The following is a 12,710-nucleotide window of genomic DNA, read 5'->3' as shown; positions in this document are numbered from 1 at the left end:
GTTGTATGAATTATAAAGATAAGTTAGCCGATGTCTTGCTTAAATTAAATAATCCTCAAACTTTGGCTATAATATACTTAATACCTTTTGGATACTTGATTGTAGAAAACCCATTATGGCTAGAAAACATATACATTGCAGCCCCTGTTTTTCTATCATCAATAGCTTTATTAACCAGTGTATACATAGGATATCGTGATTTATTAAATAAAGTCTTCAATAATACAGTGGTTAAATGGGGGGTGACTGGATTTACATATTCAGTATGCTTATGGATCGCGAATTTTAAGCTTAACATTGCTTATGGAATAGACCCAGAAAACCTTAATTACTCGACATTAGCTTATGCTTTTATGCTCTCATTTCCAATAGGAGCAATGATTTGTGCAATTGTAGTCTATATATACATATTCTTGCGAGATGTATCCCCAGCAAAGATAGTAATATCATCTATACTTTCAGTATATATTGGAACCTTGGCTCAACTTTATATACAGATGAATAATCTAGCTGAAAAAACAATAGTAATAGGACTCATCATTATGGTCCCCTATAACATTGTCAATCTAGCCAGTTCGTTATTTTTTAGAAAGAAATTTAATTTTAATCGATTAATCTCAGGCTTATCCCTTTTTGCTGTGTCAGTTGCTCTTTTTATTATTAGCATAACAGCAATGAAATATATTGAAAGATTCCAAGAAAAGTTCTTATTTCTCGATACAAGAATATCTACGACATGTGGTAACTCAGAAAACCAAGTTCTTTATATTCAAAAAAATGAAAGTCAGTGTTATAAAGTTTCAGGCAAAAAATTCTCGGAGTTAAGACTAACTCTTGTAGATAAAAACAGCTCGAATATAAACAACAAGGGGACTTCCATTTATGAGCAAAAATAACTCTTCTAATTCATATTCTACAGAGGCAAGGAAAGAAGCTTTTCGGAAAGCTGAAGCCAGTCTTTTTTTATCCGGTAAGGACCCCAAAAGCTCACCATTTTATAATGAAATAAAAAATAAAGTAATCAATGGAGAGCTAACCTATGAAGAGGCAAAGAGAGAAGTATTAAAGCATCACATTGAACAATCGGAAAAACAAAATAAAAAGGCTAACATTTAGTTAGCCTTTCCGCTTTAGTGAGCCATTCTATAGTCAATTATTGCTTTTTTTAGCAATTCCATTTGTTCATTGGCGTCGTCAGATTTATAAATACCAGTAGCATAGTAATAGTTTTCTATACATAGGATATTTATCAACGGATCATAAATGTCATTAAAAAACCCCTTTTTATTATCGGCAAAAATAATTTTTATTCCTTCCAAAACAAAGCTACTATAATCGACCATTATTCACCTCCTTACAGGTGTTCAGTGGAAGCGTCAGTTAACGTTACCGCGCTAACTGACGCACCTAATTCAAGATTTTTTACTGCCAGTTAAACTATCACCGTCAAATTCATCATGTTCGCTGCTTTCACGACGAGCAGCTGTTTGTTTACGGATCTGGTTCGCCAGCTCCCCGCCAACGGTCTGTTGTACCCGGGTAGAATTAGCACTTCGCTTCATAGTCTGATAATCCATAGCCCCTTTAGCCAGCCTGCTTCCCATGTAACTAGCCATACGGCCAGCATGAGAGAACGAGGCCGCAAAACCCTTGCTTCCCCCGCCGGAACCATCTGATCCTAATGGCTGTCCTCCTGAGGCATCTACAGAACCGGTATCTTCACCACCACCAGAACTACCGCCAGAATTAGATTCATCGGCCATGGCAGCTTGTGCAGATTCAAATGCTGCTTTTAATGCAGAAGCCCCACCACTGACTTGAGTTGTAGCGCTCATTGCCATTGCTCCAGCGCTGCTGATTGCAGTGGTGGCAGCTCCAGCAATCATCCCAGCTCCGAAACCGCCCATTCCTTGTAAGGATGCGCCACCGACTATACCTGATAGTAACTGTGGCAATTTGTTAGTTAACACTAAGAGAATAATTGATGCCAAGAGCAGAACTATAAGGCTATTAAGATCCGGCACATCGTCTTTAATAACATAAAAGTACTGATCTATAAATGATTGCCCAATTCCAATAATTAATGTCATTGTAAATAATTGAATTCCAACGGACAGTACCGTTCGCAGATAATTTATAGTTATATCAGAAGTCCATTTTGAACCACCGAACCCCAGCAATATTATTCCTGCGTAACACATCACCCATGCAGACACTAACATTATCAGCATATTGACTGCTATAAGGGACATTACCACTAAAACTATTATTGCAACAGTGATCATAATAGTGGAAATCATAGGAGACCAGATAGAAGCAGCCGAACTAACCTTTGTTAATATAACGAAAGCCATGTCTACTATACTTGATGGAGAGATTCCATTCCCTGTACCTAAAGCATTACCAGCAAGTTCCCTCAATGAATCAATTATGGATTTTGATATGGCCGGACCATTTTTTAAAATAAAATAAAAGAAACCATTGATAGCGAAGAACCTTACGACTTCTGCGAGTAAATCCTGAACCCCTCCCCCTTTCATAGCGATCATGCCAAAAGTCCATGCCATGCTTATTAGGACTAGTCCCCAAAATAACCAATTGGCATAATCACTAAGTACCGTAGTCCAAGTACTAGCAACCTGCTGATATTTATCCAACAAGTTATCAAGTAATCCGCTGCTATTTAACTGATTTGCATTAGCATTCATAGAAAAAATAAGCATCACGAATAAAAACGATAATTTATTGATTGATTTCATATTTACCACTCTTTTTTTGGGCTTGGAGTATTGTTATTATGTAAAGCACAATTATCATATTTATAACTACCACCCTTATTGTCTAGTGATGAACAATTATTATCATTTTGCTCACAAGAACATAAAATTAATGTACTGACCACAATAAAATAGATCGCAATTTTATTTAGCATAAAACCTTCCTTCACCAGATTCTTTTAGGGCTAGGCGTATTTACACCAGATAAAGTTTTTTCATCAGCTACTGTTTGCTGCGCTTCTCTGTCTGCTTGTACCTGAGCTACTGTAGCCGCTGCATTTTGCTGAGCCACCAAAATTGAACGAATCTGCAGAAGCTGGTTAGCCTGAGCACTGGCAAGTTGATTTGCTGCCTGAATAGCCTTCATTTGGCCCGTTGCGCCGCTTGCCTGAGTCTGGAGATCTGCGAGGTTATCTGCATCAGCTTGTAAAGTATCTTGCTGCTGGTCAATGACTTTAAAGACAGCATCATTCGCCTTCTTACGTGCTTCTGAGCTGTCCTGTTGAGCACTGCGTATTGCATTGATCTCGTCAGCAGTGCATTCAATATTACTGTTAAAGCAGGGAGAAGAACGGTAATAACTGATGTCCTGATAGCGCTTAAGATAAGAATCCAGACTACCAGCCTGATTCTTGTAGTAGTTCAGCGTGTCCTGCGCCTGCAGGATCCTATTAATTGTGGAGTTCGCCTGGTCCCAGATATAGGCCGCAGGCGCTACGGTGTTCTGCAGCATATTTTCATATTGCTGCAGCTGCGTCTGGTACTGCTGAATTTGTTTGGCAACGGCCTGAACGTTGTTGACCGCGCTGATGGTGGTTTGGACCACGTTAGTACCATCAATGACGGGAATACCGGCTAGCGCCGGTAAAGTCATGATTGACGCTACGAGGGAAGCCAGCAACGCCTTTTTAGCGGCTAAAATTGTTCTTAGTAGTTTGACAGCCCGCAGTGATTTCTTCATTTCGTCACCTCAAAATTAACTTTTTAGTTAGCGCTCTGAGTAATGTTGATCTCATAATTTATCTATCCAGTATTTTCTCCATAATATTCCTCAGCTCTTGCTGAGTTGATTCTATTTTTCTCAACAATGTTTTTATCAATGATGGTGAAAAATTTGCGGTCCTCGGATCATTTGCCAGCCACAATTTTAGCAATCCGCCAAGTCGGCCAAGATCTCCATTTACTCGACTAAGCTCCAAAACCTGCTTTATATCCACTATGGATTCAACCTGATAACCCATTGCAATATTTCGAATAAAACTAGCAGTACTTAACCCTGATGCTTCTGCATTAGCCTGGATTTGCGCCTTCTCTTCGGGAAGGCAATACACTTTGATTGGTGTTGAGTTTTTTCTGTTTGGGATATCAGTCATCCGAACTCTCCAGAAGGCGGCAGCCGATCAACCTCGCAGAGCAGGAATCCCGTTGAGCAGCCCCCGGCTGCGAATAAGGGAAGTGAAGAGGTCCATCGCGTAAGCGGTGGGCCTACTTCACATGTCCTGCCCTACAGTTGCCGTTGTATATCTGTGCACGAAATGTGTATTCCTGTGTACACGATGTGTTTTCTTAATGTATTTATACAGACTTACTCGAGTATTTATGTGCAGAGCATGTGTTTTCTGAAAGGAAACTTGTTTAAATATCACCACGAGAAAATTATTATTACTTAGGTTTCTTCTTTGGTGGCCTGCCTCGTTTTTTTTGAAGACTATTTACGTCTTTCGCTATATCGCAATTTTCTCCCCTTAACTCAACGGAGTTATCTATCCAGTCTTTAACATCTTCTCTACGCCATAAAAGGCGTTTATTCCCAGGAAGACGACATCTGGGTGGAAGACATTTAGGATTTCGCGTTGCATCACTGCGGATACTTTTTACAGTTTTCTTTAACGCAAAAGCCAACTCTTCAACGGTTATAAGTTCGGGCATAACTGATTTCATCGAAGAACTCTTCTCTCAGCAGATATTATGATATTTTAGCGGCTAAAATCTTAGATGCTAAAATTTGCAAACAAACGTTATGAATTGAGAATACCGCAAAATTAACACCTGAAATACATCTGTCAACATACATCAAATCCTTAGAAATAAATCTCACTGAAATTTATTTGTTTTTTGGTCGTTTTTTGAGCGCCAATAAGATTTTAATAATTCTTTTTGTTTTTATGGTTATATATGGTTAAAGATCTGGTTAGAGAACAAAAAAATAATAGTTAATTCATTGTTATATAATGAGTTTAAAAAAAACAGCGTACCTCATATGTCATGAAAGTGCCCCTCATATGTCATGAAAGCGCACCTCATATGTCATAAACGCAGTAAATAGATCACAAGTTACTCACATTCTTATTAACAGAATTTGTGGATAAATCCACAAGATATACACTTGAAATAGAAGTTGTTTAGCTAAACAAAATAGCAATAAATAAAATGAAACAAAATGTAAGCAACTAAAATAAGAGTGAGTATTTTATAAACCCAGCTAAATTCAAATAGCAATACATGTGCCGCTATTAGCAATGGATATATCGAAATTTTACTACTTTTAGGCCCTAAATAAAAAATTTGTTTAGCTAAACAAATTAATTTTCTGATATATCCCCACCCTATATAAGCAGCAAAATGCGATAATTTTTAGATGAAAAGCGAATAATAACCACAACTGAAAATGTGATTGAAGAATGAATACTCTTAGTTACGCAGATCGCATGGATATAGCAACAACTGACGATTTGCTTTAGGTAAGGGCACTCGAGTCCAGCTAGCCAGGTCTGGCAATACTCTAGATGGCGTAGAGTTTCCATACCAAAAGAAAACTCTAAATCGAATCATCCAGTAAATACTATTCAGACAGTTATTTGAATAAAGCCTTTACTGATGATAAAGTTGTTTCTGGATAGATGACAAAGGAATTAGATATGAGGACAGAAGGTGCTGAGCCGACTACAGTGGGAGAGATGCTGTCGGAGGAGTTTTTGAAACCATTGAAAATGTCGGTATATGAGTTAGCCAACAGAATGGGCATTTCTTATAATAGAACAATGGATATATTAAAAAATAAATCTATAATAAAAGAATCCGAAAGTTTAGCTCTTTCGAATATATTAAACACCGATGCTTATTTTTGGCTGAATCTACAAGAGCATCATAAGAATTGGAGTGATTTTCAAACTATGCATTTACGAAAAAAAAATCCATGAGCAGAATATTATCAACCTATCACTTAGTGTGATAGAAAAATACTTTCTGCTCTGCTGCGCATATTTAACACATTCTAATACTTTATTGTTCCATCCAGCAATCCTCGGCAAATTCTACTTTCTCGAATTATTATATCTCGTGTCGTCTGAAAAAATTTTGGTTCACCTTGACTCCATTGCATCAATAAATTATGAATTTTCCTCAAATCTCTTTCTCGTGCGCAACTGTTGAAGTGAAACAGCAACTTCATTCTGGCGTTATTTAGCCTGCTACAATTTAAATTTAAAACTTCTATTGTTTTTGTAACAATACCTAGTGTTTCTACCGCAGGTTTACCATCTATACTTATGCTATTACAGTACGATTCATTAGGTAGCAACTTACCTGTGACCTTGTCAAAGTTAAATAAATTGTGCGCATTCGGAAGCGTGAGAGGAAGGAGAATTTTACCTGTCCAGTCTTTGTCAGTAATTTTATTTTTATCTTCATAGTGTGACTTATATGAATCGCAACTTAAGTTAGCTGGTAATTCATAATTATCACCTGTATTTGTACCACCAAGACATACACCTAAGAGATTAGACCATTCTAAATGCCAGTTACTTCCACCGGGGAGCGAGCCAGATTTAGATTTGAAATGCTCTATTTTTATTTGATGTTCATTTTTACGATCTAAATCTATCTCACAATATGCACAAAGGTACATCTGGTCATTGCAAATGTGTTGTTTGAGCCTCTTATACAAAACGCTTTTTTCATGATTTCTAAATTCGTCCCAAGTTCCATTTGGATTCTGCGTTTTAAAATCAATAAAGAATTGGTCTTCTCCTGTTTTATTAATCCTTTTCAAAATCATCCTCCCAATCTCTTTTTTCAATTTCAAGCTTTAACTCTACTAAGGTTTCATCATCCGGACCGAAATGTCGGGATAAAGTAGTGCCTAGCTTTTTTGCTTCTTCACTAGAATATTTTTCTGAAAACACTAAACTCTTATATTCCTGCAAAAGCTTTGTATACTTATCTTCTGGCGGTCGTTGAGCAACTTCAAACAAATTTTCTAATACCCAAGAAGATATTGCCCCCCTAACTCCTTTAGGAGCCTTAAACTTTTGGCCATTCTTTAATAACCATATATTTTGACTATCAATAGTATGACAAACTTGTGGGCTATGAGTTGTAACTATAAACTGAATATTCTTAAAAGTTTTTTCAAGCCGTGGAATAATATTTTGCTGCCATGACGGATGCAGATGCAGGTCTATTTCATCAACCAAGATAATTCCGGTGCCTTCCAAAGGCTTTTCATTGTTAGGGTTTAATAATGTCAATCTACGAGCAATATCGGCAATTAATGCTAAAATGGTTTTCTCACCCTGTGATAATTGCAGAACGCTTAAAGACACATTATCTTTATCCACTATGAGATCAAGAGGTGCCCTTTGAAGTTTAAGATTATTGAATCCGGGCAGAAAAGAATAAATTGCATCTTCAACAGTGTGTAATGTTTTACTATTAATTGAATAATAGTTATTTAATTTACTTCTTAAAAATTTCAGGGAATTTTCATGATCTTCTAACAATTTTTTAGTAGTATCAGAATTCTTATTCTCTGCCAGGAGAGCCTTTAGTAATGGATTATCTAAGTCTTTTTCTTTAGCTCGAATCTCTGCTCTTAATGCTTTAATTTCAGCATTATCAGAGTTTTCAATTTCTATTAATTCTTTAAACCATCTAAAAAATAGTTTAAAATCAGCTTTTCCTGTAAGACTTTTATTATATGCTTTGAATTTGTCCCAGATTTGAGCTTCTTTGATTTCGTCAGAATTCTCAATATCTTTAGTAGAAACGTCATTCGCTCTTTCAACTGTATACATTGCAATTAAAGGAAAAGATGCATTTGGATTGATTGAATGGGCTGTTTTGAAAATATTCCCTAACTCATTAATTCCGCTATAGTTGCTTTTAGCACTATCCTCATAACCAGGTTCAGTCATAGCTATGATCATAGGAAAACGAACTCCCATAAAGTCGTAATTGATAGCTATCGATGCATAATTTTTACCTGTTTTTAGCTCATGCTTTTCGATACCATCGCCATTATGTGAGCGAGTAGATAGCCTTGAGGAGAGATGTGTCAGTCCCTTTTGGATTGCATCGAGAATCGTCGACTTTCCACAACCATTATTTCCTACTAAAATTGTAGAGCCTTTTTTCATGGAAAAATCCATAATCAGGGACTCAAATCCTTTATAGTTTTCCAAATGGATATCCGCAACCCTTAGTTGACCACCTTCGAGTTGCTTGGCTGATAATTCTTTATAATGGCTAGACATTTTTTCATCTGGATCAACTCCGTACTCATCTGAGCCAAATATTTTAAAAAGTTGGTAAGAGGAAGCAAAATCGCCGCTTTCCGATTTTTTTATTAATTTGATTATCCTACTCGGTAAGATCTGTTCCATTTACCCCTCCTTCTGAATATTTTTTGATAGACTTAATGGTTGATTTTCCATATTTTTTTTCAAGTCTTCCAATGAACAATGGCTCAATATTAAAAGAAAAACCAATCAAGCCTTTAAGATGGTTGATATCATCACCCGAAAGCTTGCCTTCTTTAAATTTAAACACTAAAGAAGATATATATCTTTTCCTTTCCCTTCCTATTGATAGCTTATTATCATTGGTTAAAGTCACTCCTGTAACGTGACGATTATGTGCTTTGGATGAATATACAATTTTGTTGTTATTAATAATAATTCTGGTGCCAAAAAAATGACTCAGTGTTGTTTTTACCTTTTGATGAGCCAACCCTAACACATCCCTCTCATTTGTCGAGAAAGTTAAGTCATCTGCATATCTTGAGTAGTTAATTTTATTTGATTCACAAAAAGAAGTTAACTCTTCATCGAAGCTTTTCATAACAACATTCGAAATAAAAGGTGAGCTAGGTGCTCCTACACTTAAAACCAAGGCACCATTTTTTCTCTTTGACCGATTCCAAAAACAAAATTGTCTTAATATGTTTTTATTGTCATCTGAAATATGTAAACCCTGTCTAGATAATGCCTTGAATAAAATTTCAGGTGTAATTCTATTGAAGAAATTAACTAAATCTAATTTCAATAAAAAAACTGAATTCTGATGTATTTTGGCGTTATCTAATATATTCCTCCCATCAACATAGGCTGTAGCTGCATCGTGAATATATACATATTCTTTCAGTATTTTTATTATATCACTTTGTATTGCTTTTACTCGTGGCGTAGGCTGAGCTATGATACGATAACCGATCGTGCGCTTGGGGATTTTGTATACTTTGTAATGCGTAGCTGGTCTTGATTTTAAAAGTATTTCAAAATCAGGGTAAGCTTTTTTAAGTGTCGTTTCGATATCGATGCTCATTACCAGCTTGTTCCGTTTACCAGTCATTAACTAGTACCAAAGAATGAACGAGGAGTTCTTACCTCCCTGTCCATCCCTTGGTCTAGGCTCTTTACTTGTAGCCGCGGAACAAACTTTTTGATCCGCAACCTACTGGATTGCGGCTCAAAAAGTTTGTTCCGCAACTGTAAATGTAATCAATAAATTAGAGTTCGGCGCAACGCCCAACTAGATTTGACCAAAAACATGGTAAATCCACAATACGCTAAAGAGCGTTTACATCATACGCTTTATTTCGCAAAATTTCAATTCATATAATTAAGTGGTAATGATGAGAAAATCCATAAAAAACAATTATTTGATGTTGTCATTTCATAATAACACGAAGTCAAACTGATACTAGTTTCACTTTGTAGTGCTAAGTTAAACATTTCTTGTTGCCACAATTTTGCCACACTTACAACGCTCATAAACGCACATTAGTGTTGAACAAAGCAAAACAATGAAACTGTAATTTAATGATTTTATGAAGAAAGATGGTGCCGATAATAGGAGTCGAACCTACGACCTTCGCATTACGAATGCGCTGCTCTACCAACTGAGCTATATCGGCTTTGGGAGTCGTCGTGGCGAGAGCCTGACGTGAACTACGGGGTGACAAACTAGTGAAATCAGCACCTCAAGTCAAGTGGTTGGCGTTCGTCTGCTGGTTTTATCGTCGCTCGATGAAAAATAAAGATTTTTTAATAATTAACCAAACTAATAACAAAACATTTTATAACTTTCAGGCTTAACACATTAGAATCGCGTTACACAAGGTCACCTATCAAACATCGCGAGATCGCAATCGTTTTCAGGTGCGTAAATCTACATATTAGAAATTATTGGGTACACCAAAGAAAACAATTAGCGAGAATATAAATAAAAAACCAACAATTATAAAAAATAAACATCCCGATTTATTCATCACATTAAGTTATTTTTTCAAAATTTACTTTATTTTTATGTTTACTATTTTAATTTCTTTAACTTTACTTAAATAATTACGCAATAAATATCAGGAGGTATTATCGTTTAAAAAAACCATGAGTCGCCCGGTATATCCAGGGTGAATGTTGTTAATTAAACAATAAAAACAACAAGATAAAAACCGACTACCTGATCATAGCAAATCAATTAAATTACATAACACTAAAATATTTAGGCATGGAGAGTATATGGTGCATAAAAAATTACTTCTCAGCGCAACAGCTTTACTATTCAGTTTTTATTTTCCCCACGTCGAGGCGCAAGAGGTAGAAAATGAACAGCAAGCAAACACGTTCATAAATCCCCCCGTACTGACAGAGTCGTCAGTAATGCCGTCAGGTACGCTTTACCAAAGAAAAATCAACGAATCAGCGCCAACTCATGTAGGCCGAGAGCGAACGTTAGATCTGAAAGTGCAATATACCGAGGGGCTCATTCGTAACCCAGCACAAGGCCATCCAGATAAAGTTCGCTTACGCAGTTATAGTGGCACCAATGTCGATCCCTACCACCCTTTCATAGCCCCAACCATTGAAGCCACGCCGGGTGATACCATCAGAATAAGGCTCGATAATCAACTTCCCGCTGAGCCTGAATGTGCCGCAAAATCGGAAGATATTAATGTCCCACACTGCTTTAACCGCACCAATCTACATGGCCACGGGCTTTGGATCAGCCCAACGGGAAATAGCGATAATGTTTTGTTATCGATTAATCCGGGTGTGAAGTTCGAGTATGAATATAATATCCCCAGCGATCATCCAGCCGGAACATTTTGGTACCACCCACACAACCATGGTTCAACAGCAATTCAGGTTGGCAGTGGTATGGCCGGTGCGCTTGTGATTCGGGGCGATCGCATGCCCACCGAGGCCTCAAACGGTGATATCGATACGTTGCTTAAGACTGCGGACGGCAAACCCTTCCCTGAACGCCTATTAGTCTTTGAACAAATTCCCTATGCCTGTCTCAAAGATGGCAAGCTGAAGAAAAAATCAGATGATTCGATTGACTGGTCATGCGCCCCTGGAGAAGTTGGTGAGGTCGTTTCTTACGAACAATTCAAACCAGGATCATGGGATGACTCAGGGCGTTTTACTACGGTCAACGGCCGGGTAAGGCCTGTTTTTGCCAATGCTAAAGCGGGTCAGATTGAACGCTGGCGCTTGGTTCATGCCGGGGTGCGTGAGACGATAAAAGTAGAGTTTCGCAAGCTCAATACCCGTGATTTTCGCTCTCGGGAGAAAACACTTGATACAGAAAATCAGGATCGATTTGTACGCGAAATCTGCACAGGTTCACCGGTTCCTTATGCTGTCATCGCAGCCGACGGGCTAACGATGCCTCAAGGGAAGGTACAAACAAATACCACCCTACAACCCGGCTATCGTAACGATCTACTGGTCAATTTCCCCGAAGACGGCCTCTATTGTATTGTCAACCCGCCAGTAAAAGCAGCAGATAACGCCTCACGCGAAGACAAAACACGATCGGTTTTAGGTTTTGTCAGAGTTAAAGGTGGGCAGTCGATAGCAGACCCCATCGCATCAACCACTCAGCAATTGATCACACAAGCACAAAAAACTTATCAGCCAGCCAAACTGGCTAAAGAAATCGTCAGTAGCTTGGAAGACGGGCTCAAACTAACCAAATTCATTCCCCACCCGCCTATTACAGATAAGGAAGTCAGCCATGTTCCGCCGCAGGAGTTGGTGTTTTACATTGATGTCACGAAAAAGCCCCCAACGTTTGAGGTGGGTAACTCATTTTCTGTGGTAAAAAATAGCGATGGCTCCTACAGTCCTAAGGGCGCTGCCCCCTATTCCCCGACCCAGATAGATCGCCCATTAGTGCTAGGAACCGCTCAGGAATGGCAATTACAATCCTATTTTGTCAGCCATCCTTTCCATATCCATGTGAATCCCTTCGAAATTATTCAGGTCCTCGATCCGGATGGTAATGACGTAAGCTTGCCTGGTGCAAAGGAAGCAGATGGCAGTATCTCGCAATATGCCGGTATGAAAGGCGTGTGGAAGGACACACTATGGATAAAAAGCAATATAGATGGAGCATTGGAATCCACTGATACGCCAAAGGGCACGTACAAAATTTCTATTCGTACACGCTATGAACGCTATATCGGCGAGTTTGTACTGCACTGTCATATCCTGGATCATGAAGATCAGGGCATGATGCAAAATGTAGCAATTGGGCTTCCAGATGGTACAGGAGGGATTGCACAAGGCCACCATTGATAAGCAACCTATCAATAAACTACTGCGAACAAGGGCTCGCGGCTTGTCTTCCTGACTTATCGCGAGC

12 protein-coding genes and 1 tRNA gene are annotated in these 12,710 nt (G+C 38.1%); 4 read left to right on the top strand and 9 right to left on the bottom strand.

Annotated features, from left to right (window positions below; all coding sequences use genetic code 11):
- Positions 1 to 5 precede the first annotated feature (5 nt).
- Positions 6 to 896 carry a hypothetical protein gene (locus A7983_RS13510; protein ID WP_005975777.1) on the top strand — a complete coding sequence of 297 codons (891 nt, stop codon included), beginning with the start codon at positions 6 to 8 and terminating at the stop codon, positions 894 to 896.
- Positions 883 to 1,116, top strand: coding sequence for an antitoxin VbhA family protein (locus A7983_RS13505; protein WP_005975775.1), 234 nt, complete (start codon positions 883 to 885; stop codon positions 1,114 to 1,116). The genes A7983_RS13510 and A7983_RS13505 overlap by 14 nt, the downstream gene beginning before the upstream one ends.
- A 14-nt stretch (positions 1,117 to 1,130) precedes the next feature.
- Here A7983_RS13505 and A7983_RS13500 read toward each other — a convergent pair whose 3' ends face one another.
- The 5 genes from A7983_RS13500 to A7983_RS23485 all read right to left on the bottom strand — a co-directional run bounded on the left by A7983_RS13500 (position 1,131) and on the right by A7983_RS23485 (position 4,718).
- The gene (locus A7983_RS13500) at positions 1,131 to 1,343 is read right to left on the bottom strand and encodes a hypothetical protein (RefSeq protein ID WP_005975773.1); all 213 of its coding nucleotides are present in this window, start codon (positions 1,341 to 1,343) and stop codon (positions 1,131 to 1,133) included.
- Between the two features lie 69 nt (positions 1,344 to 1,412).
- A complete protein-coding gene (gene trbL / locus A7983_RS13495; RefSeq protein WP_005975771.1) occupies positions 1,413 to 2,759 on the bottom strand; it encodes a P-type conjugative transfer protein TrbL in 1,347 nt (448 codons plus the stop codon).
- 184 nt (positions 2,760 to 2,943) lie between these two features.
- Positions 2,944 to 3,738, bottom strand: coding sequence for a P-type conjugative transfer protein TrbJ (gene trbJ / locus A7983_RS13490; protein WP_005975767.1), 795 nt, complete (start codon positions 3,736 to 3,738; stop codon positions 2,944 to 2,946).
- 58 nt (positions 3,739 to 3,796) lie between these two features.
- Entirely contained in the window at positions 3,797 to 4,150 is a 354-nt protein-coding gene (gene traJ, locus A7983_RS13485) for a conjugal transfer transcriptional regulator TraJ (protein WP_005975765.1), read from the bottom strand.
- A 289-nt stretch (positions 4,151 to 4,439) separates the two neighbouring features.
- Entirely contained in the window at positions 4,440 to 4,718 is a 279-nt protein-coding gene (locus A7983_RS23485; protein WP_081503828.1) for a helix-turn-helix transcriptional regulator, read from the bottom strand.
- A gap of 977 nt (positions 4,719 to 5,695) precedes the next feature.
- Between A7983_RS23485 and A7983_RS13480 the strand changes: the two genes are divergently transcribed.
- Positions 5,696 to 5,977, top strand: coding sequence for a HigA family addiction module antitoxin (locus tag A7983_RS13480; protein WP_005975763.1), 282 nt, complete (start codon positions 5,696 to 5,698; stop codon positions 5,975 to 5,977).
- 74 nt (positions 5,978 to 6,051) lie between these two features.
- Here the strand turns inward: A7983_RS13480 and A7983_RS13475 are convergent, their stop codons facing one another.
- The 4 genes from A7983_RS13475 to A7983_RS13460 form a co-directional block, all read right to left on the bottom strand.
- Complete coding sequence (locus A7983_RS13475) at positions 6,052 to 6,861, bottom strand: retron system putative HNH endonuclease (RefSeq protein ID WP_235778028.1); 810 nt, start codon at positions 6,859 to 6,861, stop codon at positions 6,052 to 6,054.
- On the bottom strand, positions 6,815 to 8,440 hold the full coding sequence (gene ptuA / locus A7983_RS13470; protein WP_005975759.1) for a retron Ec78 anti-phage system effector ATPase PtuA: 1,626 nt from the start codon (positions 8,438 to 8,440) through the stop codon (positions 6,815 to 6,817). The genes A7983_RS13475 and ptuA overlap by 47 nt, the downstream gene beginning before the upstream one ends.
- Positions 8,418 to 9,380, bottom strand: a complete 963-nt coding sequence (locus A7983_RS13465; RefSeq protein WP_005975757.1) for a retron St85 family RNA-directed DNA polymerase — start codon at positions 9,378 to 9,380, stop codon at positions 8,418 to 8,420. The genes ptuA and A7983_RS13465 overlap by 23 nt, the downstream gene beginning before the upstream one ends.
- A gap of 516 nt (positions 9,381 to 9,896) precedes the next feature.
- Positions 9,897 to 9,972, bottom strand: a tRNA-Thr gene (locus A7983_RS13460).
- A 604-nt stretch (positions 9,973 to 10,576) separates the two neighbouring features.
- On the opposite strand from A7983_RS13460, the gene A7983_RS13455 reads away from it, so the two are divergent.
- The gene (locus tag A7983_RS13455; protein WP_005975755.1) at positions 10,577 to 12,643 is read left to right on the top strand and encodes a multicopper oxidase family protein; all 2,067 of its coding nucleotides are present in this window, start codon (positions 10,577 to 10,579) and stop codon (positions 12,641 to 12,643) included.
- The last annotated feature ends 67 nt before the right edge of the window (positions 12,644 to 12,710 follow it).

This window comes from Pectobacterium wasabiae CFBP 3304, from assembly GCF_001742185.1.
GTDB lineage: Bacteria > Pseudomonadota > Gammaproteobacteria > Enterobacterales > Enterobacteriaceae > Pectobacterium > Pectobacterium wasabiae.
The sequence above is the reverse complement of the archived record's forward strand: the minus strand, read 5'-3'. Positions and strand labels throughout refer to the sequence as shown.